Here is a 23,227-nt window from a genome sequence, read left to right as displayed (position 1 = left end):
GCGGGACGCCCGCCGGGTGCACTGTGGGAGGGACTTCAGTCCCGACGCTGCCCGGTCGCGGCACCTCCACCGCTTCGCTCGTCGCGACTGAAGTCGCTCCCACAAGGAGCTTGCGGCTTGCTCGCACGGTGCACTGTAGGAGCGGCTTCAGCCGCGACAGACACCATCAGTAAAGCGCTGTCGCGGCTGAAGCCGCTCCTACAGGGACTTGCGGGACGCCCGCCGGGTGCACTGTGGGAGGGACTTCAGTCCCGACGCCTTGCTGCTGGCTCAGCCCTTCCCGCGCAGCGCGGAGCCCTGCGCCTGCAGGTCCGGGCCGCTCAGCGACCGGGCGAAGCGCCACAGCCGGGGCATTAGCGTACGCCGGGAGTCGCCTCGTCGAGGTCGTCCATGGCAGGGATCGTGCGGCAGCGCTCGGGAAGCGGCAATCACAGGCACGACGCACGGCAAGGCGGATGATTCCCTGGCCTGGGCGAGCCGCCCGCTTGTGCGGCGACACCCACGCGATTGTGCAGCCTGCCGGCCGCCAAGGAACCGCTGCCGGCGGCGAAGCAGTTCCACGCATGTCTCCAACAAGCGCCTGCGCCGGGAATGGAACGTGGCGCCGGATGTCCCACTCCCCATCGCCGCCGCCACAGGAGTCGCCCCATGTCCCATCCCGATCCCACGCCGCCCACCCCGCAGCCGCGCCCGCGGCCCTGGCGACCGCTGGTGGCCATCGCCGCGATCGCCGCCCTGCTCGCCGCCGCCTTCGCCTGGAGCGCGGGCTGGCTGGGCGGGCCGCAGCGGCTGACCGCGCAGCGCATGACCGACGCCATCGAGGCCGGCGGCCCGCCGCACCCGGGCTTCCGCCGCGCGCACAGCAAGGGCATGTGCGTGAGCGGCCATTTCGAAGGCAACGGCCAGGCGCGCGCGCTGTCCTCGGCCCGGGTGTTCACCCAGGCATCGGTGCCGGTGCTGGGGCGCATGTCGATCGGCGGCGGCGATCCACACGGCGCCGACGCCACGGCGCGGGTGCGCAGCATGGCGCTGCTGCTACGCAGCGACGACGGCCAGCAGTGGCGTACGGCGATGAACAGCTTTCCGTTCTTCGTGGTGGCCACGCCGGAAGGCTTCATGGCGCAGACCCTGGCCGCGCAGCCGGACCCGGCCACCGGCAAGCCGGATCCGGCGAAGCTGGCCGCGTTCGCGCAACGCTATCCGGAGGCGAAGAAATTCCAGGAGTGGGCCAAGACCGCGCCATGGTCAGACAGCTGGGCCAACACCCAGTACAACGGGGTCAACAGCTTCCGCTTCATCGGCGCCGACGGCAGCAGCCGCTTCGTGCGCTGGTCGATGCGGCCGCAGACCGCGTTCAAGGAACTGTCGGCCGCGCAGCGCGCGCAGGCCGATGCCGACTTCCTCGGCGAGGACCTGCAAGCACGGCTCGCGCAAGGCCCGCTGCGCTGGGACCTGGTGCTGACCGTGGCCGCGCCCGGCGACCCGGTGAACGATTCCTCGCAGCCCTGGCCGCAGGACCGGCAACAGGTCGTCGCCGGCACCCTGGTACTGGATCACGCCGAGCCGCAGGCCACCGGCCCGTGCCGCGACCTCAACTACGACCCGCTGATCCTGCCGCGCGGCATCGCCGGTTCCGACGATCCGATCCTGGCCGCGCGCTCGGCGGTGTACTCGCATTCGTTCAACCGCCGCGAGCGCGAGATCGCACGCGGCCAGGCACCGGAGGCGACCGGCCAGGCGCACGGGGGTGCGCAATGAGCCGCGCCAACGCCTCCGGGCATTTCAACCTGACCGCGCGCCTGCTGCACTGGCTGATGGCGGCAATGCTCCTGACCATGCTGTTCGTCGGCGTGGGCATGGTCGCCTCGGTGTCGCAGCGGCCGTGGCTGCTGGAGCTGCATCGCCCGTTGGGCATCGCCATCTTGCTATTGGCGATCGTGCGCCTGGGCAACCGCCTGCGCCAGCGGCCGCCGCCGCTGCCGGGCGACCTGCCGTGGTGGCAGAAGACGGCGGCGCTGGCCTCGCACTGGCTGTTGTACGCGCTGATGCTGGCGATGCCGCTGCTCGGCTGGTCGATGCTGTCGGCCGGCGGTTATCCGATCGTGTTGTGGCCAGGCGCACAGTTGCCGCCGATCGCGCCGCACAGCCCGGCGCTGTACGCCTGGCTGCGCAGCGCGCATGGCTGGCTCGCATATGTGCTGTTCGCCACGGTGCTGGCGCATCTGTGCGCGGCGCTGTTCCATGCCTGGGTGCGCCGCGACGGGGTGTTTTCGAGCATGGCGCGGGGTGGGGCGGCGCCGGTGGTGGTGGACCAGGCAACCCCGCGAGAACAGCGCTGAAGGGGGTGTTCTGTGCTGTGTGCAGGCAACCGGAACGAGGTTAGGTGGACTTGGCGCATCGGTCGCGATGGGCGGGGTCGGTAACGCCCGTCGCGACTGAAGTCGCTCCCACAAACAGGCGGGTGGCATGCGGGTCGAGTGCCGCTTGCAGGAAGGGCTTCGGCGGCGGCGGATTGCTTGGCGAAGTTCGGTTCCTGTCGCGGCTGAAGCCGCTCCTACGAGAGCGGGCGGCGGTGCCGCTGGCGCCTGGGCGAACCGCGCAGCGGCGCGCTGAGTTTCACCGGGTCGTCCTGATCCGCCACTGCGTCCGGCGCGATGCGCTGGATGGGCCTGGCTTCAAACGAATGCCGGTGGCAAGCGTCCGCCAGCATTCGCGTTTTCGGCAGCGCTACAGCCAGCCCTTCTGCCGTGCCAATCGCGCCGCCTCGATGCGGTTGCCGACGCCGAGCTTGCCGATCGCTTCGGACAGATAATTGCACACGGTGCCGTGCGACAGCCCGAGTTGCACGGCGATGTCGCCGGCCGAGGCGCCCTCGCCGGCCAGGCGCAGCACCTGGCGCTCGCGGTCGTTGAGCGGGTCGGCTTCGGACCAGGCTTCCAGCGCCAGCTCCGGATCGATGGCGCGGCCGCCGCGGTGCACCTGGCGGATCGCATCGACCAGGCGCGCGGGCGGCGCGTCCTTCAACAGATAACCGCCGACGCCGGCGTCCAGCGCGCGGCGCAGGAAGCCGGGACGGGCGAAGGTGGTGACGATGACCACGCGGATCGGCAATTGAACCTGCCCCCTGAGAACGGACGCCAAGAAGCAGGGGGTTAAGCGGCTTGCTTCAGTGTCTTGGCATAGTCGTTGGGGGACAGGTATCCAAGCGCCGAGTGCAAGCGCGTGGGATTGTAGAAGCCATGGATGTAGCTGGCGATGGCGGCGTGGGCAGCGGCCCGGGTCTCGTAGACGCCGGTGGCCTCTTCGTTCTTGAGCGTGGCGAAGAAGCTCTCGGCGACGGCGTTGTCCCAGCAGTTGCCCTTGCGGCTCATGCTCGGCACGAAGCCGTGCGCGGCCAGCGTCTTGCCGAAGTCGCCGCTTGCGTACTGGCTGCCGCGGTCGGAGTGGAACAGCACGCCGGCACCGACCGGCGAGGCCGACCAGGCATTGAGGAACGCTTGCCGTACCAGATCGTCGGGCATCCGCTCGGACAGGCTGTAGCCGAGCACCTGCCGAGTCCGCAGATCGAGCACGGTGGCCAGATACAACCAGCCCTCGCGGGTCGGGGCGTAGGTGATGTCACCGGCCCAGGCCGGCACCGTGCTGTCCACAGCGAACTGACGATCCAGACGGTTTTCGGCCACCGGCCGGCCATGCCGACTGTCCGTCGTGCGCGGCGTGAAGCGCCCCTTGGTCTTGCCACGCAGCCCCTCCTCCCGCATCAGCCGGGCCACGCGCGTGTGGCCCACGGCGTGCGCGCATGCGCGCAGCGCACGGACCATGCGCGGGCGTCCGTAGGTGCCACGGCTGCCGGCGTGGAGCGTGCGCAGGTCGGCGCGCAGGGCCGCCTCCGGGTCCGGGCGATCGCGGCGGTGCAGGTACCCATGGAAGCCGGAGACCGACACCGCCAGCACGCGGCACAACATCCGGATCGGATAGTGAGTCCGCTCACGCGCGACGAAGGCGTACCTCACTTGGACTCCCTGGCGAAGAACGCCGTCGCTTTTTTTAGGATTTCGCGCTCCATTTTGAGCGTGGCGTTCTCGGCCCGTAGCTGAGCCAGCTCGCTCTCCATCTCACTCACCGGCTTGCGGCTGGGAGAACTGCACGGGCGGCCGGCACGCGCAGCGTCCACCCAATTGCCCAACGTCTTGACCGACATGTCCAACTGACGGGCCGCCTTGGCGCGACCAACCGACTCCGCCAAGGCGGTCGCCTGGGCCTTGAAATCGTCCGTGTAGCGACGACGGGTAATGCGTTGCATGGAAACCTCCAGGTTGCGGTGAAAGTATCGCTTCCTGGCGTCCGTTTCAGTGGGACAGGTTCAAAGCAACTGCAACTGACACAAGCATTCGCGAACCGCCTTACCGCAATCGGTACATCCACTACCCGTCCACTGCCAGGAACACCACCATGTCCACCCTCGTCAAACTGCGCAACGTCACCAAGACCTACCAGCGCGGACCCGAGAACGTACAAGTCCTGCACGGCATCGATCTGGACATCGCACGCGGCGACTTCGTCGCCCTGATGGGACCCTCCGGCTCCGGCAAGACCACCCTGCTCAACCTGATCGGCGGCCTGGATACCCCCAGCGGCGGCGAGATCGAGATCGAAGGCGAACGCATCGACCGCATGAGCGGCGGCCAGCTCTCCACCTGGCGCAGCCAGCTCGTCGGCTTCGTGTTCCAGTTCTACAACCTCATGCCCATGCTCACCGCACAGAAGAACGTGGAATTGCCGCTGCTGCTGACCAACCTCAACGCCACCCAGCGCAAGCGCAACGCCGAGATCGCGCTGACCCTGGTCAACCTGGCCGACCGGCGCAGCCACCGCCCCAACGAACTGTCCGGCGGCCAGCAGCAGCGCGTGGCGATCGCCCGCGCCATCGTCTCCGACCCCACTTTCCTGATCTGCGACGAACCCACCGGCGACCTGGACCGCACCGCCGCCGAGGAGATCCTGCACCTGCTGCAGCAACTCAACCGCGAACACGGCAAGACCATCATCATGGTCACCCACGACCCCAAAGCCGCCGAGTACGCCAGCCACACCGTGCACCTGGACAAGGGCGAGCTGGCCGACGCGCCGCTCGTGGCGCATTGAACCGGCCGCTGCCGCCGCGCGACATCCGCGCCCAGGCATCCCGTCCCATGGAGGATCGAACATGAAATACTTTTCGTTGATCTGGGCGCAGCTGTTCCGCAGCAAGACCCGCACCCTACTGACCCTGCTGTCGGTGGTCGCCGCGTTCCTGCTGTTCGGCATGCTCGACTCGGTGCGCGTGGTGTTCAACTCCGGCGGCAGCGTCGAGGGCGCCAATCGCCTCATCGTGGCCTCGCGGCTGTCGATCGCCCAGTCGCTACCGGTCAGTCTGCAGTCGCAGATCGAATCGGTGCCGGGCGTGAAGAGGGTGACCTACGCGATGTGGTTCGGCGGCATCTACCGCGACCGGAAGAACTTCTTCCCCAACTTTTCGGTGGCGCCGAATTTCTTCGACGTGTACAGCGAGTATGACGTGTCACCGGCGCAGCTCAAGGCATTCCGCGAAACCCGCACCGCCGCGGCAGTGGGCGCCGCGTTGGCCAAGAAGCATGACTGGAAGATCGGCGACACCATTCCGCTGCAGGCCACCATCTTCCCGCGCGGCGGCAGCAACGACTGGCCGCTGACCCTGACCACCATCTTCAAGGTCAAGGACGCCAGGAACGCGCAGGCCGAGAACCAGTTGATGATGAACTGGAACGACGAGTCCAACGACTACATCAAGAACCAGGTCAGCTGGTACACCGTGCAGCTGGGCAGCACCGAGCAGGCCTCGCGGGTGGCGCAGGCGATCGATGCGCTGTCGCTCAACTCCGACCACGAGACCAAGAGCCAGACCGAGGCCACGTTCTCGCAGGCCTTCGCCAAACAGTTCGCCGACGTCGGCCTGATCGTCACCGCGATCATGGCCGCGGTGTTCTTCACCCTGCTGCTGCTCACCGGCAACACCATGGCGCAGGCGGTGCGCGAGCGCATCCCGGAACTGGCGGTACTGAAGACGCTCGGCTTCCGCGACGGCACCGTGCTGACCCTGGTGATGGTGGAGTCGGTGCTGCTGATCGTGCTTGGCGGCTTGATCGGCATGGGCCTGGCGGCGCTGATCATCCCCGGCGTGGCCGCTGCCAGCGGCAACATGATACCGATGCGTGGCGTGCCGGTGCAGACCTGGGGGGTGGCGCTGGGGCTGATGGTCGCCATCGGCGTCGTGGTCGGGCTGCTGCCGGCATTGCGCGCGCAGCGCCTGAAGATCGTGGACGCACTGGCCGGCCGCTGAGCCCGCCGTCGCATCGCTCCCTATCGCATTTTCGGAAGACACACTGATGAACCTCAAACTCTGGCTGGGAAATCTGCTCTCGCTGTTGCTGCTCGGCGTCGGGCTGGCGCTGTGGTTCGCCTTGCCCTGGTACGGCGTGCTGGCGCTGGCCGCGGGTGTGGCGCTGTGGCTGCTGCTGACCCGCGGCGGCCCGCTGGCGCTGGCCGCCACCCGCATCGGCGTGGCCAGCCTGCCGCAGCGCTGGGGCGCCTCATCGGTGATCGTGGCCGGCATCGCTGGCGTAGTCGGCGTGCTGGTGGCGATGCTGGCGATGGGCGAAGGCTTCCAGGCCACGCTCAACAGCACCGGAGACGACAGCACCGCGATCGTGCTGCGCGGCGGTTCCGGCGCCGAGATCAACTCGGTGATCACCCGCGACCAGGTGCCGCTGATCGCCAGCCTGGCCGGCGTGGCCAAGGGCGCCGACGGCAGGCCGCTGCTCTCGGCGGAGCTGTCGCAGGTGATCAACCTGCCGAACAAGGTCGACGGCACCAACACCAACGTGCAGTTCCGCGGCGTCGGCGACGCCGGCTGGGCGGTGCACGACAAACTCAGGATCGTCGAAGGCCGCCGCTTTGGCGCCGGTCTGCGCGAGATCGTGGTCGGCCAGGACGCCAAGGCGCAGTTCCGCGGGCTGGACATGGGCAAGACCCTGAGCCTGGGCCGCGAGCAGTGGACCGTGGTCGGCGTGTTCGCCTCCGGCGACGCGCACGACTCGGAGCTGTGGGCCGACGCGCAGACCCTGGCCTCCACCTACAACCGCAGCGCCTACCAGTCGATCAGCGTGCGCACCGCCGGCAAGGACGACTATGCCCAGTTCAAGGCGGCGATGGCCGCCGACCCGCGGCTCAAGCTCGACGTGCAGACCACCCGTGCCTACTACGCAAAGCAGGGCGGCAACCTCAGCAAGCTGCTCAGCATCCTCGGCACCGTGATCGGCGCGATCATGGCGGTCGGCGCGGTGTTCGGCGCGCTCAACACCATGTACGCAGCGGTGGCCACCCGCGCCCGCGAGATCGCCACGATGCGCGCGCTCGGCTTCCGCGGCACGCCGGTGGTGACCGCGGTGATGCTGGAGACGATGCTGCTGGCGCTGCTCGGCGGACTGCTCGGCGGGCTGATCGCGTGGGCCGTGTTCAACAGCTACAGCGTGTCCACGCTGGGCAGCAACTTCAGCCAGGTGGTGTTCCAGTTCAAGGTCTCGCCGGCGCTGCTGTGGAACGGCCTGAAGTGGGCGCTGGGCATCGGCCTGGTCGGCGGGCTGTTCCCGGCGCTGCGCGCGGCACGGCTGCCGATCACCACCGCCCTGCGCGCGCTGTAGCGGCTGGGCTCCGTGCCTGGGCAGGCGCCATGCCTGCCCGGCGCGGCGACCGCGAGGTCGGGCAGAGCCGCTGACGTGCGCAAGCACCGCCTTGCGGGTCCCGCCCGGCGGGGCGCAAGCCGCTAGTGCCGCGCCGACCTGAACGCCAGGCTGCGCCACGCAGCACCGACCGAGCGCCAGATAGGCCCGGCGCGGCGCACACGGGCGCCGCGCATGCACCGCCGCGCAAGGCGCCGCCGGGAAAACCTGGCCGGCGACCGCGCTTCGGCGCTCCGCACCCGCGCCGCGTCATCGTTTCGTCATCCAATTGCGGTAGAGCCGCGCCGACGAAGGCGCTAGCCTGCCCGGCCGTTCATCCACCGCCTATCGCCATGCCGTCGCGCCTCCGCCTGCTGCTCGTTCTCTGCACCAGCCTGTGCCTGGCCGCCGGCTGTCTGGCTGCGCGCTCCGCCACCTCGCTCAGCGACCGCCTGGTCGCGCCGGGCGGCGTGTCGCCGCTGATGGACGAGGAACGCATCCAGGGCCTGCTGGCGACGCTGCCCAACCGCAGCGGACACGTGCTCACCCCGGCCGGCATCCCGATCTTCTGGCGTGCGATCGATCCGGGCGACTACCGCATGCGCTACCGCTACGAGCACGCCGGCCGCGACGCCAGCGGCCGCGAGCGCGCCGATTTCGCGATGGACGTGGCCGCGCCGCAGCCCGGTAGCCACGCCGCCCCGCGCGGCACGGTGATCCTGCTGCACGGCTGGATGATGGACGGCGATTCGCTGCTGCCGTGGTCGCTGGACTTGGCCCAGGCCGGCTACCGCAGCATCAGCATCGACCTGCGCAACCACGGCCGCTCCGGCGGCGGCCCGGCCGGCTACGGCACCCGCGAGTCCGATGACGTGGTCGCGGTGATCCGCGCGCTGCGCGCGCGCGGCGAGGTGCAGGGTCCGCTGTACCTGTTCGGCGTGTCCTACGGTGCCGCCACCGCGCTGTTCACCGCGCAGAAGCTGGGCGGCGAGGTCGATGGGGTGGTCGCGATGGAGTCCTTCGCCAACGCCGGCCGCGGCATCCGCGACATGATCCCGCACATGCTCGCCAGCCGTCCGCAGGGCCTGGTGGCCAGCGCGGCGATGGACCTGGCGCGCTGGCGCTACGGCGGGCAGAACCTGGATGCGGTCATCGCCAACGCCAACCAGCGCCTGGCGCTGAACCTGGACCAGGTCGACGTGACCGCCGCCGCGCGCACCGCGCCGGCCTGCCTGCTGCTGCTGCACGGCAGCGCCGACCAGCACATCCCGGTCGCGCACGGCCGCCTGCTGGCGCTGGACGCGCCGCGCGCGCACTACCTGGAGATGCCCGGCGAGAACCACCTGAGCCTACCGATGCGGCTGGACCTGCTGGCGCCGACCGTGGAGGACTGGTTCGCCGAACTGCCGGCACAGCGCCACGACGGCCACTGCCCGGCGCCGCTGGCGCCACGCGTGGATGCCGAGCAGCAGCTGACCGGCACCCCGGCCGCGGACGCCAGCCGCAGCTGAGCGCACCGCACAACGCCACCGTGCAGGAGCGGCTTCAGCCGCGACCGGAACTGACCAAAGGTGCCCGTCGCGGCTGAAGCCGCTCCTACAGGTCAAACGCACACTGCGCGGCCGCGATTACCCGCCACCGCGGCGCCGCCCCCAGCCCGAGCGCCACAGGCTCTCGCCCGCGAACAGCAGCAGGCCGATCCAGATCGCGCCGAAGCCGATCGCCTTGCCGCTGTCGAACGGCTCGCGGAAGAACCACACCCCGAGCAGCAACTGCAGGCTCGGCGCGATGTACTGCAGCAAACCGACCAGGGACAATGGAATGCGCCGCACGCCGTAGGCGAAACCGATCAACGGTACCGCGGTGACCACCCCGCCGAACACCAGCAGCAGATCGTTGCGCCAGCCCCAGCCGTCGGCGAAACCGCCGCCGTGGCCGCTCTCGCCCCACAGCACGAAGCCCAGCGCCGGCAGCAACAGGTACAGGCTCTCCACGCCCAGCCCGGCCACCGCATCCACCTGCACCAGCTTGCGCAGCAGGCCGTACAGCCCGAACGAGGCGGCCAGGCTCAGCGCGATCCACGGCAGCGCACCGGCATCGACAGTGAGCCAGGCCACGCCCAGCGTCGCGCACGCCACCGCCAGCCACTGCAACGGGCGCAACCGCTCCTTCAGCACCAGCACGCCGAGCAGCACGTTGACCAGCGGATTGATGAAATAGCCCAGGCTGGCCTCGATCACGTGGCCGGCGTTGATCGCCCAGATATACAGGCTCCAGTTGGACGCGATCGCCACGCTGCTCAACGCCAGGATGCGCAGCGCGCGCGGCTGCGCGGCGATGCTGCGCCACCACTGCAGGCGCGTGCGGTACAACAGCCAGCCCACCACCAGCAGCGTGCTCCAGACGATGCGATGGACGATGATGTGCACCGACGGCACCGCCTTGAGCAGATGCCAATACACCGGCACCACGCCCCACAGCGCGAAGGTCAATGAGGTGATCAGCAGCCCGCGCCGCGTGTCCTGTTCGGCAGCGGTCATCGCCGCGTCCGCGCCACGGTGATGACCCCCACGCCGGCCAGGATCACCGCCATCGCGCCCAGGTCGCTGGCGCTGAAGCGCTCACCGCCGAGCCAGCTGCCCAGCGCCACCGCGATCACCGGATTGACGTAGGCATGGCTGCCGGCCAGCACCGGCCGCACGTTCTGCAGCAACCACACGTAGGCGGTGAATGCCACGATCGAACCGAACACGCACAGGTAAGCGACCGCCATCAACGCGTGCGGCGTCGGCTAGGCGTGCGTGCGTTCGCCGCTCAGCAGGCCGGTGGCGACCAGCAGCACGCCGCCGCACAGCATCTGCCCGGCCGCGGCCATGAACGGCATCGGCAGATCGCGTCCGCGCGACCACACCGAGCCCAACGCCCAGCCGATCGGCCCGATCAACAGCAGCACCAGGCCCTTGGGACTGGCGCTGAGGCTGCCGCCGGCGTTGAGCCACAGCACACCGGCGAACCCGACCACGATGCCCAGCCATTCGCCGCGGCTGGCGTGCTGCCCGCGCAATGCGCCGAACAATGCCATCCACAACGGCACCGAGGCCACCGCGACCGCGGCCAGGCCCGAGGACACCTGGCGCTCGGCCAGCACCACCATGCCGTTGCCGCACAACAGCAGCAACACGCCGAGCACCGTCAGCGCCCCCCATTGCGCGCGGGTCGGCGCGGCCACGCCGCGCCAGCGCAGCGCCGCGTACAGCAGCGAACCGGCGACCACGAAGCGCAGCCCCGAGACCATGCTCAGCGGCGGAATACCACCTTCCAGCGCGAAGCGGATCGCCAGATAGGTCGAGCCCCAAACCACGTAGACCAGCAGCAGCGCAAGGACGACGCAACCGCCACGCGCGGGCACGGCGGCGACGGGAGAAGGCGGGGACGACATGCGCAGAAGGACCGTGCGGTGTGAAGATGGATTCTAGGCCAGCGGCGGCGCCCAGCGACAGCACCGCAACACGACACGCGCGGCACGCTGTTGTGCATGCGGCGCACGCGCCCTGTGCGCGACGCATCGACGATGCATGCGCGATCTGCGACCGTAGCAGCGCACACGCTTTTCGCACAGGAGCAGTCCTGGCCATGTCGACCCATCGATGCCGCCCGCCGCGCCGGCAGGCTGGTCCGCGTCGGGACTGAAGTCCCTCCCACAGTGCACCCGGCACGCAGGCCGCAAGCTCTTTGTAGGAGCGGCTTCAGCCGCGACGCGCGAAGTCGGGAAACTCACCGCCCTCGGACACTCTCCGTCGGGACTGAAGTCCCTCCTACAGTGCACCCAGCCAACATGCCGCAAACCCCTTGTGGGAGCGACTTCAGTCGCGACGAGCGGAGTGAGAAACTGCACCGGCTTCGGACGCTGTCGGTGCTACGGAGCTTCTCGTACAGTTCCCCGGTAAAGCAACGCCCGCGCCGCACCCACGCTACCCTCAGCGACGCGCCGCCTCGCTCGCATCGCGCGCCGGCTTGAATTCGGAACCGTCGTCCCAGCGCGGCCATTCGCGGCTGTCGGCCAGGCGCTGGCCCAGGTCGTACAGCAGCAGCGTGTCGGCGGCATGCCCGGCCGGATCCCACGACGCGCTCCAGCGATCGCAGGGCTGGTGGTAGCAGCCGGCGAAATAGCGGTCGCGGATCGCCTTGCCGGCGGCCACGCCGCCGTCCAGCTTGTCCAGCCCCGGCCCCACCGTGATCGCCGGCACCCCGGCGCGGGCGAAGGCGAAGTGGTCGGCGCGATAGAAGAACCCCGCCTCCAGGTTCGGATCCGGCGCATAGGCGCGGCCGCGCGCCTGCGCTGCGGCGGCCAGGTCGCGCTCCAGCGACACCCGCCCGCGGCCCCACGAGGCGATGTCGCGGGTGGCGCCGTCGGGGCTGAACATCTCGCTGTTGATCACCGCCACGGTGGTCGCCAGCGGCGCCAGCGGATGCGCGGCGTAATAGGTCGCGCCGAGCAGGCCCTTTTCCTCGGCGGTGAGCGCGAGGAAGTACAGCGTGCGCTGCGGCCGCGGCCCGGCCGCGAATACCCGCGCCAGCTCCAGCACGCTGGCCACGCCGGTGGCGTTGTCGACCGCGCCGCGGCGGATGCGATCGCCGCTGGCGTCGGCCGCGCCGATGCCGAACGCATCCCAATGCGCCGAATAAATGACGGTCTCGTGCGGATGCGTGGCGCCTTCCAGCTTGGCCACCACGTTGTGGGTGACCACGCGCTCGCGCTTGAGCGCCAAGCGCACCGACAGCGCCGCATCGCCCAGCGCCTGCGGGCGGAAGTCGGCGCGCTGCGCACGCTTTTTTTCCGCCTCGAAATCCAGCCCGGCGCGCTGGAACAGCGACACCGCCAGCGCGCGCTGCATCCAGCCGTGCACCGGCACGTGCTGCGCGCGCGCCTGTGCGTCGCTGCGCTCGATGTCCAACAGCGGCGACAGCCCGGAACTCTTCACCGTGGCCCAGCCGTACGCCGCCGGCGCGGTCTCGTGCACGATCAGCACGCCGGCCGCGCCCTGCCGCGCGGCTTCCTCGTACTTGTAGGTCCAGCGCCCGTAGTAGGTGACCGCACGGCCGTCGAAGGCGCCGGGCTGCGGCGTCTCGAAGTCGGCGTCGTTGATCAGCATCACCGCGATCTTGCCCTTCAGGTCCACGCCCTTGTAGTCGTCCCAGCCGCGCTCGGGCGCATGGATGCCGTAGCCCACGAACACCAGCGGCGCGTCCTTCAGCACCACCTTGCTACCGGGGTGCAGGCTCTGCAGCACCACGTCCTCGCCATTGACCAGCGCCTGCGCCGCGCCGGCCACGCGCAGCGTCGCCGTCACCGGTCCGTCCACCTGCGCGCGCACCAGCGGCACCGCCTGGGTCCAGCCGCCGTCGTCGCCCGCCGGTTGCACGCCGGCCAGGCGGAACTGCTCGCTGAGATAGGCGATGGTCTTGTCCTCGCCCGGCGTGGCCGGCGCGCGGCCCTCGAATGCATCGGACGCCAGCGTGCGCACATGCCGCTCCAGCGCTTCGGCATCGATGCCGCCGCCGGGCAGCACCTCGTTGGCCGCTTGTGCGGCGCCTCCCATGAACAGGCAGGCGGACAGCAGCAACATGCGCATCGGATTCACGGCAACGACCTGAAAAAACCTGGCCGCACAGTGTAAAACGTGACGCTATGATGAAGCAGGAATGAGGCGGATCCAGACGCGAGAAGCGCAGGCACACGCTGTTCCCATTCCCGATTCGCTCTTCCCGGCCCCTCAACGCTCAAGCCAGCACGCCAGGCCCTGCGCATTGAGCTCGATATCCATCTGCAGCACCCGCTCCACGCCGGCATCGTCGAGCGGGCAGCCATGCAGCCGCGCGCGCTCCAGGTACAGCGCGCCGAGCGCGGCGACCAGGCAGCGATGGCGATCGGAACGCCCGTCGCAACTGCGCGCGATCGCCACCATCGCATCGAGTTGCTCGAACAGAGCCGCCGCCAGCGTGTCCGCCGCGCCGACCGGGCCGTAGTGGGTCAGATACAGCGTCTCCGGCGCATGGCCCAGCATGCGCTGGATCGAGGCGCGCATCGCCTCCGGATCGAACTGCACCGGCGAGGATGTCGGGATCACGAATGCGCCCTGCGCACTGTCCAGTTCGCGATACGACAGGCCGAAGGTGTCGCCGCTGAACCAGCTGCGGCTGCGCGCGTCCCACACGCACAGATGATGGCGCGCGTGGCCGGGCGTATCGATGCACAACAGCTCGCGCTCGCCCAGCCACAGCCGATGGCCGTCCTCGGCGGCGACGACGCGCTCGGCCGGCACCGGCACGATCGTGCCGTAGCTGCGCGCGATCTCGGCCTCGCCATACACCGCGGTGGCGCCGGCGATCAGCCGCGCCGGATTGATCATGTGCGGCGCGCCGCGCGGATGCACCAGCAGGCGCGCATTCGGCAGGTGCTGCAGCAGCGCACCGGCGCCGCCGGCATGGTCCAGGTGCACGTGCGTCAGGATCAGCCAGTCCACGTCGCCCGGCGCCAGGCCGGCGCCGTCGAGCGCGGCCAGCATGGCCGGCAGCGAGTGACTGGTGCCGCAATCGACGAACGCGCCACGCCCGTGCTCCACGATCAGGTAGGCCGCATCGAACTGCGCGCGCTGGAAGCCGGTGTCGATGAGATGGATGCTGGGATCGCGTGACATGGCCGGATCGGGTTGCGGGACTCGGGACTCGGGACTCGGAAAAGTAACTACATGATCGGAAATTATTCGGCCAGACGCAGAAGGGCTGCGTGCAGGAGGTCCTTGGCTTTTACAACCTCGACTTCGTCATGGAAACCTTGTCCGTAGCATACGATTTGGTCTCCATCCAGCAGTACGATTTCCTTACTTTCATTGCCTGCGCTACGCGGCCTGAGTTCGAGCCGGAAATCATGATTCAGTTGCCCCTGGCGCAAACGCTTGAAAATTCCGCCGATAGCCTCGCGCGCAGGTAACGCAATGCTATGCAACAGCGTTTCCTTGCTATGGGCATCCTCCACCCGGAATAGCCAAGTACCATTGGCCTTGTCTGGATACGGACCTTTGAACACCAACGACAGCGCCTCTTCCCGTGCTCGTGTCGCAGCATTAGCGTTGGGCGCAGCCTGCTCGCGCAGCGACAGATCGCGCAGGCCCACCGCATGCCGCAGTTCTGCCAGGAACGGCGTGGCATAGCGCGCGCGCAGGCGCTGCGCGTTGTCGCGCAGGATCGCCTCGATGTCGCCCGGCCGCGCCATCAGCGCCTCGTAGCGCTCGCGCATCGGCGCGATCTCCGCATCGATACGCGCGAATAGCTGCTGCTTGGCCTCGCCCCAGCCGATACCGGCGGCGAAGGCCTGCGCGAACGCAGCGGTTTCCTCGGCAGTGGCGAAGGCCTGGTACAGCTGGAACAGCGCCGAGCCCTCGGTGTCCTTCGGCGCGCCCGGCGCGCGCGAATCGGTGACGATGGAGAACACGCGCTTCTTCAATTCCTCGCGCGGGGCGAACAACGGAATCGTGTTGTCGTAGCTCTTGCTCATCTTGCGCCCGTCCAGCCCGGGCAAGGTGGCCACGTTCTCGTCGATCAACGCTTCGGGCAGAGTGAAATAGTCGCGGCCGTAGACGTGGTTGAAACGCTGGCCGAAATCGCGCGCCATCTCGATGTGCTGGATCTGGTCGCGGCCCACCGGCACCTGCTGCGCCTTGAACAGCAAGATGTCGGCGGCCATCAGCACCGGATACATGAACAATCCGGCGCTGACCCCGGCATCGTCGTCCTCGCCGTCGGCGCGGTTCTTGTCCACGGCCGCCTTGTAGGCGTGGGCGCGGTTGAGGATGCCCTTGCCGGCGACGCAGGTCAGGAACCAGGTCAGCTCGTTGGTTTCCGGCACGTCCGACTGGCGGTAGAACCACACCTTCGACGGATCCAGCCCGGCCGCCAGCCACGAGGCGGCGATCTCCAGGGTCGAGCGCAGGGTGCGCGCCGGGTCCTGCGCCTTGATCAGGCTGTGCAGATCGGCCAGGAAATAGAAGCTCTCGATACCGGGGCGCAGGCTGGCCTGTAGCGCCGGGCGGATCGCGCCGACGTAATTGCCCAAGTGCGGGGTGCCGGAGGTGGTGATGCCGGTAAGGACGCGGGTGGTCATGCGGGGAATCGACGGCCAGAAGAAAACCCGGCGAGTTTAACCGCTGCGCGGCAACCCCGTTCCGGCGCATGGCGCGTTCAACAGCAGGTCCCTTCCGTGGAGTCGCCGTGATGCGCAAGCCCGCCCGCCTGTTTTTTTCGACCCGCCCGCTCGGCCCGCTCTCGATCGCCTTGCTGTGCATCGGCCTGTTGTGCGGTTTCCGCCCCTACGCGCCACCGCCCGCGTCCGCGGCACCGGTCGCGTTGCGCGTGATCGACCGCGATGCCGATGACGCCAACCTGCCGCAATACGCGCAGCGCGGCGAGCGCTGGATCGCCGCCACGCACGGCCACCGCTATGCGCTGCGCCTGACCAACCGCAGCGACCGCCGCGTGCTGGTGGTGCTGTCGGTGGACGGGGTCAATGCGGTCAGCGGGCAAACCGCGTCCAGCGACCAGCGCGGCTATGTGCTGGCGCCATGGCAGAGCACAGAGATCGCCGGCTGGCGCAAGTCGCAGCGCGAGATCGCGCAGTTCGTGTTCACCGATCTCGCCGACAGCTATGCCGCACGCACCGGCCGCCCCGACAACGTCGGCGTGATCGGCATGGCCGTGTTCGACGAGGCGCCGACCATCGTGCCGCAGGCGAGCGTCGAGCAGGACAGCGAGGAGCGATACAGCGAGCGAGCGGCCGCGCCGGTCGCAGCCGCGCCCGCTGCAGCCGCACGCGCGCAGGAAAGTGATGCGGCGCAGGGCAAGATGCAGCGCCTGGGCACCGGCCACGGCGAGCGCGAATGGTCGCCCTCCAGCGTCACCGAATTCGAACGGGCCAGCGACCTGCCGCAGCAGCGCCTGCAACTGCGCTACGACAGCCATGCGCGGCTGGTTGCGCGCGGCGTGATCCCGCGGCCGCGGTACCCGCGCGTGGCCGACGTGCCGCAGGCCTTCCCCGGCGACTTCGTAGCGGACCCGCCGGCGTACTGAGCCTGCAGCAACGCGCCAAACGCAACGGGCCGCAGCGCGGCCCGTTTCCACGCCAGGCGCAGGGTGCGCCTCAGTCGCGGTCTTCCTTGCCCAGCCCGTCCTGGAACGTGCGCACCTGTTTTTCGGCGCGAACACAGGCGGCGATGGCGAAAAGCGCAAAAAAAAACGGGCCGGCAAGCCGACCCGTCTTTCGTCACCGAGCGCTGGGCTCAGTTCTTGGCGGCGTCTTCGACCTTCTCGCCGGCGCTCTTCACGTCCTTGCCGGCACCGGCAACCGTGTTGCAGCCCGACAGCAGGCCCACCGAGAACATCGCCAGCAGCATCCACGCGAAAGTACGCTTCATAGGTCTTACTCCTTACTTGGTCATGGGAACGCGGCAGGTGGCCGCGCGGGGTTACGCATTGGATGTATCAAACAAGCCGAACCACTGCGGACGATCGATCAGCACTTGCCGTCTTTACAGTCGTCGGCCTTGGTTTCCACCTTATCGCCGGCCTTCTGCATGTCCTTACCGGCGCCGGCCATGGTGTTGCAGCCGGTCAGCATGCCTGCACAAAACAGGGTCAGCATCGTCAAGGTGAACAGTCGCTTCATTGGGGATTCCTCGCAGTGGATCGGGTCTGGGACAGCGGCGATAGCCGTTGCCGAGCTATCGTCTGGCGCTGAATCTGACTTCACGACTGTGGATGTCACGTGAATGGAGCGTCACGGCATTCAGCTTTGTGCCGAAAAGCCACGTCAATCGCGCATCAGCGTGGACTTGCCGAACTGGCTCTCGACCAGGTCCACCGCCAGTTCGGCGGTCAGATTGCGGTGGTCCAGCACCGGATTGAGTTCGACGATGTCCAGCGAGCCCATGCGCCCGCTGTCGGCGATCATCTCCATCACCAGCTGCGCTTCGCGGTAGTTGGGGCCGCCGGGCACGGTGGTGCCGACGCCCGGGGCAATGCTGGGGTCGAGGAAATCCACGTCGAAGCTGACGTGCAGGTGGGTGTCGGCATCGATCCCGTCCAGCGCCGCCTCCATGGTCCGTTTCATGCCCATCTCGTCGATGTAGCGCATGTCGTACACGTCGATGCGGTGCTGCTTGAAGCCGCTTCTCGTCCGGATCCACCGAGCGGATGCCGATCTGGCGAACCTGGTCCGGGCGCAGCGCCGGCGCGGCGCCGCCCAGTTCGGTCAGCGCCTGCGGCCCCAGCCCGCACAGGCAGGCCACCGGCATGCCGTGCACATTGCCCGACGGGGTCACCTCGCTCGTGTTGAAGTCCGAATGCGCATCCAGCCACAGCACCCGCAGCGTGCGCCCCTGCTCGCAGGCAATACCGCGCCACCGCGGTGATCGAGCCGATGCCCAGGCAATGATCGCCGCCGAGCATGATCGGCATGCGCCCGGCGCACAGCTCGGCGTAGTTGGCCTCCATCAGCGCACGGTTCCAGGCCACCACCTCGTCCAGATGCCAGTAGCCGCCGACCGGGGATTGCCACGGATTGCGCGGACCGTCGAGGTTGCCCAGATCGCGCACCTCGATGCCTCGCCCGGCCAGCGCCTCGTGCAGACCTGCGATGCGCAGCGCCTCCGGCCCCATGCGCGCGTCACGGTGGCCGGCGCCGATATCGGTGGGAACGCCGATCAGGGACACTGGCAAAAAAGAGGAAGTCATGCGGACGCGCTCCAGCGAAATGACGCGCTCCAGCGAAATAATGTGCGCCAGTCTAGCGAGCCGTCCGCGGCGCGACCCGCCGCGGCGCAGCAGGCGAGCGCAGACGGTGTGCGTTGGATGCCGGAAACACACGAGAGGTGCCGCGCCTGCGCGTGCATGCAGGCAATCGGCTGAAGCAGCCTGGCACATGCCTGTGCGATGCAAAAAAGTGGTGCCGCTTGTCCGAATCGAACGGACGACCTACTGATTACAAATCAGTTGCTCTACCGACTGAGCTAAAGCGGCACGGAAACCGTGGCAACCCGCGCGCTGCGGGCCGTCGCAGTCTACCTGTTGGCAGGCCGCTGCGACACAGCGCGGCGCGGCGGCCGGACCGCGATCTGCGCAGGCCCGCAGCGCAGTATTCTAGCGCAGCGTGGCGCAGTCCAGCGCGCGTTGCCGCGGCGCGCCGAGGCGCCGGCGCAGCGCCGCGGCCTGCGCCGCGGAGTCGGCGCGCAGGTCCAGCCACCAGCGCGACTGGCCGCTGCCGCCGCTGGGAATCAGGTCGACGTTGAAGCCGGCGCGAGCCAGTTCGGCCTTGCGGCGTTCGGCGCCTTCGCGGCTGCGGTACTGGCCCAGGGCGATGGCGTTGCCGGCATCGCCCTCACGGATCGGGTAATAGTCGCGGATGCCGGCGGCGACGATGCGATCGACCGCGGCCTTGACCCCGTCCTCGCCGCCGATGGTCGGCAGCAACACGCGGAAACTGCTGGCGTCGCCGTCACCGACCTCGCGCAGGCGCGGACGCGGCACGACGGTGCCGAGTGCGGCGGCCGCGGTCTCGGCCGCCGCGCGGTCCGAATACGGGCCCAGGCTCAGGCACACCGGGGCGGCGGCAGCGGCCGCTGCGACGCTGGGTGCCTTGGGCGGCTGTGGCGCGGCGGCTGCGGGGGCTGGCGCTGCGGTCGCCGGCACTGCGGTGGCCGCAGGTGCGTCCGCTGCGAGAGCGCTGGCGGCCGGAACGTCGGCGGCCGGCGCGGGCGCGGCGTGGGCGGTAGGGGGCGGCGGCGCAGTGGAAGCGGCCGGTGGCGCGGCCACGGACGCCGGCACCAGTTGCAGCGTCGCCACCCCTGCCGGCAGCGCCGGCAGCGGTGCCGGCGCCGGGGTCTGCGGCTGCGTCGCCCACCACAGCGCGACGCCGAGATTGAGGATGGTCAGGACGACGAGCAGGGCGCGGACGAGCATGCGCCGATTCTACCCGGCACGCCCGGCCGCGGCGTGCGCCTGCGCCCACAGCGCCAGCCCGTCCAGCACCAGCGATGGCCGCTGCTCGGCGGCCGGCAACGCGTGCAGCAACGGCGGTGCGCCGCCCCCGTGCAGCAGCAGCCGCGGCCGCCGCGTCAGCAGCGCCTCGCCCTGCTGCAGGCTGCGTTCGACCAGCGCCAGCGCCGCGCCGTCGCAACCGGAGGCCAGCGCATCGGCGGTATCGGCGGCGAACTCGCGATAGTCGCCGCCCTCGGCCGGCAGTTGCGCCGCACGCTGTTGCAGGGCCTGGCGCATCGTGGTCGGCGACGGTGCGATGCGCCCGCCGTGGTGCAAGCCGTCGCGATCGAGCAGGTCCAGGGTCAGCGCGGTGCCGACCCCGACCACCAGCACATCGCCGCCGCCGTGCGCGGCGAGCAGCGCCAGGAAGCGGTCCACACCGAACTTGTGCGGCTGCGCATAGGCGATGCGCACGCCGGCGCAGACCGCCTCGGTACGCGCCACCTGCACCTGGGCGAAGCGGCTGCGCAAGGCGTCCAGCACCGTCGCGGTCAAGGCCGGCGCGGCGACGCTGGCGACATAGGCGGTGTCGCCGCGCGGCAGCGCCGCCACCGCCGCCGCGTCCATCGCTTCGGCGCCATGCGGCCAGGCCTGCACGGCACCGGGATGCCCACGCTCCAGCGCAGCGAACTTGAAACGCGAATTGCCCAGGTCGAACAACCAGTCGCTCATGCCGGCCTCACGCTGACTTCGCCGGCATGCAGGGCGCGCTCGCCATCGGCGAAGGCCACCCGCAATGCGCCGTCGTCGGCCAGCCCTAGCGCCACACCCTCGCGGGCGACGCCGCCCTCGTCGATGCGGATCGCGCGCCCGGCGAGCAGGTCCAGTGCGGCGTAGCGCGGCAGGAACGGCGCCAGGCCCTGCGCGTCGAACAGCGCCAGCGCCGGCAACAGGTGCGACAGCACTGTGGCCGCGATCGCGTTGCGCGAGACCTCGGCGCCGGTGCCGGCCAGCGTGGCCAGGTCGGTCCACGGCTGGTCGATGCTCGCGGCGCTGGCCGCCGGCATGCGCACATTGAGACCCAGGCCGATCACCGCGCGCGCCGGCCCGGCGAACTCGCCGCCGCCTTCGACCAGCAAGCCGCCGAGTTTGTGCCCGTCGGCGAGCAGGTCGTTCGGCCATTTCAGCCCGACCGTGGCGAAGCCGGCCGCGTGCAGGGCCTCGGCCACGGCGACGCCGGCGGCCAGACTCAGCCCGCCCAGCCGCCCCAGCCCGCCGTCGAAGCCGCGCGCTACCGACAGGTACAGATGCGCCGCCAGCGGCGAGGCCCAGACCCGGCCACGGCGGCCGCGGCCGCCAGTCTGGCGCTCGGCCAGCAGCACCTGGCTGCCGCGCGGCGGGGCTGGCCGCGCCAGCAGCGTGCTGTTGCTGGAGGCCAGGCTCCAGGCGATTTCCAGCCCGGCCAGCTCGTCGCGCGCCGCCGGCGCCAGCGCGGCGCGGATACGCTCGGCCTCGAGCAATTCCAGTGGCCGTGCCAGCCCATAGCCCTCGCCGGCGCGGCCGTCGATCTCCACCCCGGCCGCGCGCAGGCCCTGGATGCACTTCCACACCGCGGCCCGGGTCAGCCCGAACGAACGCGCCAGGGCGTCGCCGGAAAGGCGGCCCTGGCTGAGCCGGGCCAGTAGTTCGCGCTCGTCCACGCCGGTTCCATCGCCTCGTTTCAATCCACACGCCCCTGAAGACGTGATTCGGAACGCAAAAGTATGCGGGAAGCGCCGGCCCTGCGCCCAGCGCCGGCCCCGCAGCGGGTGAAAACCGCGTTAGAATCGCGATTCACCGCCGCTCGCCCTGGATGCCGACGATGCGCCGCTTCCTGCCGTGCCTGATCCTGCTGTTGCTCCCGCTGGCCGCCGCCCAGGCGTCCGAAGCACTGGCGAGCAAGCAGCGCAACGACTGCGTCTATACCGACGCGACCGACGCGGACGCCGTGCAGGCGCGCCCGTCCTCCGCTGCGGCCAAGCCGGCAGCGCCCAGCGGCGGCGGCAACGACAGCGACCTGGTGCCGCGCCTGCGCATGCCCAAGTGGCACAGCTTCCTGCCGGGGATGTTCCGCTGATCCCACGCTGGTTGCGCTGGCTGCGGCCGGCGCCGGTGGCGATCGACGATGCGACCTGGCACCTGGTGCGGCAGCGCTGCGCGTGGGTGGCGGCCCTTGATGCGCAGCGAGAGGACACGTTGCGCACGCTGGCCACGCACTTCCTGCAACGCAAGACCATCTCGCCGCTGGACGGGCTGACCCTGGACGCGGCGCAGCGCACCGTGCTGGCCGCGTTGTGCTGCCTGCCGTTGCTGGAATTCGGGGCCGAGGGCCTGCGCGGCTGGTCGCAACTGCTGGTGTATCCGGACGCGTTCCGCGTGCAGCGCAGCCACGTCGATGCGGCCGGCGTGCTGCACGAATGGGAAGACGAGCTGATCGGCGAATCCTGGGACAGCGGCCCGCTGATCCTGTCCTGGGCCGACGTGCAGGCCGACCTGGACGACCCACGCGCCGGCTACTGCGTGGCGGTGCACGAGATGGCGCACAAGCTCGACGTGCTCGACGGCGCGCTGGACGGCACGCCGCCGCTGCCGCGCGACTGGCAGCGGCGCTGGGCCGCGGATTTCCAGCGCAGCTACGACGCATTGTGCAAGCGCGTGGACCGCGGCCGCGCCAGCGAGATCGACGCCTACGCCGCCGAGGCGCCGGAAGAATTCTTCGCGGTGGTCAGCGAATACCACTTCTCCGCGCCGGCGCGGCTGCAGCGCGAGATGCCGGAAGTGGCTGCACACCTGGCGCAGTTCTACGGGCGTTCTCCGTTCGCCGCAGCGTAAGCGCGCGACATGAAGCGCGCAGGCGGCGATCACCGCAGGGCGGATACCCGGCAGGAGCGGTTTCAACCGCGACAAGTGCAGCGAGAATCCCTCCGGCTTCGGATGCTGTCGGGACTGAAGTCCCTCCCACAGTGCACCCGGCCGGCTCGCTGCAAGTCATTGTGGGAGCGACTTCAGTCGCGACGCGCGAAGCCATCCAGTTGCCGGGCTTCGGAAGCGATCGTGACAGATGGACCAGGAAAAGGTCGGGGATCGTATTGGCTTTGGCGGCCTGTCGCGGCTGAAGCCGCTCCTACAGTGCACCCGGCAAGTCGGCCGCTTGCTTCCTGTAGGAGCGGCTTCAGCCGCGACGAGCGGAGCCATCCAGCTATCCGGCTTCGGATGCTGTCGGGACTGAAGTCCCTCCCACAGTGCACCCAGCCGGCTCGCTGCAAGTCATTGTGGGAGCGACTTCAGTCGCGACGCGCGAAGCCATCCAGTTGCCGGGCTTCGGAAGCGATCGTGACAGATGGACCAGGAAAAGGTCGGGGATCGTATTGGCTTTGGCGGCCTGTCGCGGCTGAAGCCGCTCCTTGTATCTGGACATAGTGAAC

General features: G+C 69.6%; 20 protein-coding genes, 1 tRNA gene and 3 pseudogenes. 9 read left to right on the top strand and 15 right to left on the bottom strand.

What is annotated here, in order from left to right; all coding sequences use genetic code 11:
• Window positions 1–648: 648 nt before the first annotated feature.
• Both ISN38_RS11280 and ISN38_RS11275 read left to right on the top strand, forming a co-directional pair.
• Entirely contained in the window at window positions 649–1,758 is a 1,110-nt protein-coding gene (locus ISN38_RS11280; protein WP_206711806.1) for a catalase family peroxidase, read from the top strand.
• The gene (locus tag ISN38_RS11275; RefSeq protein ID WP_003470724.1) at window positions 1,755–2,339 is read left to right on the top strand and encodes a cytochrome b; all 585 of its coding nucleotides are present in this window, start codon (window positions 1,755–1,757) and stop codon (window positions 2,337–2,339) included. Before ISN38_RS11280 ends, ISN38_RS11275 begins: the two co-directional genes overlap by 4 nt.
• 388 nt (window positions 2,340–2,727) lie before the next feature.
• Here the strand turns inward: ISN38_RS11275 and ISN38_RS11270 are convergent.
• The 3 genes and pseudogenes from ISN38_RS11270 to ISN38_RS11260 all read right to left on the bottom strand — a co-directional run.
• A pseudogene (locus ISN38_RS11270) lies at window positions 2,728–3,192 on the bottom strand (LuxR C-terminal-related transcriptional regulator); the annotation flags it as partial.
• The gene (locus ISN38_RS11265; protein WP_206711805.1) at window positions 3,153–4,013 is read right to left on the bottom strand and encodes an IS3 family transposase; all 861 of its coding nucleotides are present in this window, start codon (window positions 4,011–4,013) and stop codon (window positions 3,153–3,155) included. The gene ISN38_RS11265 and the pseudogene ISN38_RS11270, both read right to left, overlap by 40 nt.
• The gene (locus ISN38_RS11260) at window positions 4,010–4,303 is read right to left on the bottom strand and encodes a transposase (protein WP_038237253.1); all 294 of its coding nucleotides are present in this window, start codon (window positions 4,301–4,303) and stop codon (window positions 4,010–4,012) included. The genes ISN38_RS11265 and ISN38_RS11260 overlap by 4 nt, the downstream gene beginning before the upstream one ends.
• 149 nt (window positions 4,304–4,452) lie before the next feature.
• Between ISN38_RS11260 and ISN38_RS11255 the strand changes: the two genes are divergently transcribed.
• The 4 genes from ISN38_RS11255 to ISN38_RS11240 all read left to right on the top strand — a co-directional run bounded on the left by ISN38_RS11255 (window position 4,453) and on the right by ISN38_RS11240 (window position 9,247).
• Window positions 4,453–5,145: an ABC transporter ATP-binding protein gene (locus ISN38_RS11255; protein WP_058364722.1), complete on the top strand. Its 693-nt coding sequence runs from the start codon at window positions 4,453–4,455 to the stop codon at window positions 5,143–5,145.
• 61 nt (window positions 5,146–5,206) lie between these two features.
• Window positions 5,207–6,358, top strand: coding sequence for an ABC transporter permease (locus ISN38_RS11250; protein WP_047325434.1), 1,152 nt, complete (start codon window positions 5,207–5,209; stop codon window positions 6,356–6,358).
• Window positions 6,359–6,404: 46 nt separating this feature from the next.
• On the top strand, window positions 6,405–7,718 hold the full coding sequence (locus ISN38_RS11245) for an ABC transporter permease (protein WP_003469304.1): 1,314 nt from the start codon (window positions 6,405–6,407) through the stop codon (window positions 7,716–7,718).
• A 371-nt stretch (window positions 7,719–8,089) separates the two neighbouring features.
• On the top strand, window positions 8,090–9,247 hold the full coding sequence (locus tag ISN38_RS11240) for an alpha/beta hydrolase family protein (protein WP_047325435.1): 1,158 nt from the start codon (window positions 8,090–8,092) through the stop codon (window positions 9,245–9,247).
• A gap of 117 nt (window positions 9,248–9,364) precedes the next feature.
• On the opposite strand, the gene rarD is transcribed toward ISN38_RS11240, so the two are convergent.
• The 5 genes and pseudogenes from rarD to ISN38_RS11215 all read right to left on the bottom strand — a co-directional run bounded on the left by rarD (window position 9,365) and on the right by ISN38_RS11215 (window position 15,897).
• Window positions 9,365–10,276, bottom strand: a complete 912-nt coding sequence (gene rarD / locus ISN38_RS11235; RefSeq protein WP_003469313.1) for an EamA family transporter RarD — start codon at window positions 10,274–10,276, stop codon at window positions 9,365–9,367.
• Window positions 10,273–11,175: pseudogene (gene yedA / locus ISN38_RS11230) on the bottom strand (drug/metabolite exporter YedA). Before yedA ends, rarD begins: the two are co-directional and overlap by 4 nt.
• 538 nt (window positions 11,176–11,713) lie before the next feature.
• Window positions 11,714–13,369 (bottom strand): M28 family metallopeptidase, encoded by a 1,656-nt coding sequence (locus ISN38_RS11225; RefSeq protein WP_047325436.1) that lies wholly within the window; start codon window positions 13,367–13,369, stop codon window positions 11,714–11,716.
• A gap of 141 nt (window positions 13,370–13,510) precedes the next feature.
• Window positions 13,511–14,434 carry an MBL fold metallo-hydrolase gene (locus tag ISN38_RS11220; RefSeq protein WP_206711804.1) on the bottom strand — a complete coding sequence of 308 codons (924 nt, stop codon included), beginning with the start codon at window positions 14,432–14,434 and terminating at the stop codon, window positions 13,511–13,513.
• A 62-nt stretch (window positions 14,435–14,496) separates the two neighbouring features.
• Window positions 14,497–15,897 carry a tryptophan--tRNA ligase gene (locus ISN38_RS11215; RefSeq protein ID WP_003469320.1) on the bottom strand — a complete coding sequence of 467 codons (1,401 nt, stop codon included), beginning with the start codon at window positions 15,895–15,897 and terminating at the stop codon, window positions 14,497–14,499.
• Between the two features lie 110 nt (window positions 15,898–16,007).
• On the opposite strand from ISN38_RS11215, the gene ISN38_RS11210 reads away from it, so the two are divergent.
• Window positions 16,008–16,859, top strand: coding sequence for a hypothetical protein (locus ISN38_RS11210; RefSeq protein WP_206711803.1), 852 nt, complete (start codon window positions 16,008–16,010; stop codon window positions 16,857–16,859).
• Window positions 16,860–17,068: 209 nt separating this feature from the next.
• Here the strand turns inward: ISN38_RS11210 and ISN38_RS11205 are convergent, their stop codons facing one another.
• The 7 genes and pseudogenes from ISN38_RS11205 to birA all read right to left on the bottom strand — a co-directional run bounded on the left by ISN38_RS11205 (window position 17,069) and on the right by birA (window position 21,463).
• Window positions 17,069–17,203 (bottom strand): entericidin A/B family lipoprotein, encoded by a 135-nt coding sequence (locus tag ISN38_RS11205; protein ID WP_003469322.1) that lies wholly within the window; start codon window positions 17,201–17,203, stop codon window positions 17,069–17,071.
• A gap of 98 nt (window positions 17,204–17,301) precedes the next feature.
• Complete coding sequence (locus tag ISN38_RS11200; RefSeq protein ID WP_003469323.1) at window positions 17,302–17,454, bottom strand: entericidin A/B family lipoprotein; 153 nt, start codon at window positions 17,452–17,454, stop codon at window positions 17,302–17,304.
• A gap of 144 nt (window positions 17,455–17,598) precedes the next feature.
• Window positions 17,599–18,521 (bottom strand): annotated as a pseudogene (gene rocF, locus ISN38_RS11195) (arginase).
• Between the two features lie 209 nt (window positions 18,522–18,730).
• Window positions 18,731–18,806: transfer RNA gene (locus ISN38_RS11190), tRNA-Thr, on the bottom strand.
• A 120-nt stretch (window positions 18,807–18,926) separates the two neighbouring features.
• Window positions 18,927–19,745 carry an SPOR domain-containing protein gene (locus tag ISN38_RS11185; protein WP_047325438.1) on the bottom strand — a complete coding sequence of 273 codons (819 nt, stop codon included), beginning with the start codon at window positions 19,743–19,745 and terminating at the stop codon, window positions 18,927–18,929.
• A gap of 9 nt (window positions 19,746–19,754) precedes the next feature.
• Window positions 19,755–20,495, bottom strand: a complete 741-nt coding sequence (locus tag ISN38_RS11180) for a type III pantothenate kinase (protein ID WP_047325439.1) — start codon at window positions 20,493–20,495, stop codon at window positions 19,755–19,757.
• The gene (birA, locus tag ISN38_RS11175) at window positions 20,492–21,463 is read right to left on the bottom strand and encodes a bifunctional biotin--[acetyl-CoA-carboxylase] ligase/biotin operon repressor BirA (RefSeq protein ID WP_003469291.1); all 972 of its coding nucleotides are present in this window, start codon (window positions 21,461–21,463) and stop codon (window positions 20,492–20,494) included. The genes ISN38_RS11180 and birA overlap by 4 nt, the downstream gene beginning before the upstream one ends.
• Window positions 21,464–21,624: 161 nt before the next feature.
• On the opposite strand from birA, the gene ISN38_RS11170 reads away from it, so the two are divergent.
• Window positions 21,625–21,879, top strand: coding sequence for a hypothetical protein (locus tag ISN38_RS11170; protein ID WP_003469289.1), 255 nt, complete (start codon window positions 21,625–21,627; stop codon window positions 21,877–21,879).
• Window positions 21,846–22,634 carry a M90 family metallopeptidase gene (locus ISN38_RS11165; protein ID WP_068873673.1) on the top strand — a complete coding sequence of 263 codons (789 nt, stop codon included), beginning with the start codon at window positions 21,846–21,848 and terminating at the stop codon, window positions 22,632–22,634. Before ISN38_RS11170 ends, ISN38_RS11165 begins: the two co-directional genes overlap by 34 nt.
• The last annotated feature ends 593 nt before the right edge of the window (window positions 22,635–23,227 follow it).

The organism is Xanthomonas translucens pv. undulosa (assembly GCF_017301775.1).
GTDB classification, from domain to species: domain Bacteria; phylum Pseudomonadota; class Gammaproteobacteria; order Xanthomonadales; family Xanthomonadaceae; genus Xanthomonas_A; species Xanthomonas_A translucens.
Note: the sequence above shows the minus strand (reverse complement) of the source record. Positions and strands in the feature narration are given on the sequence as shown.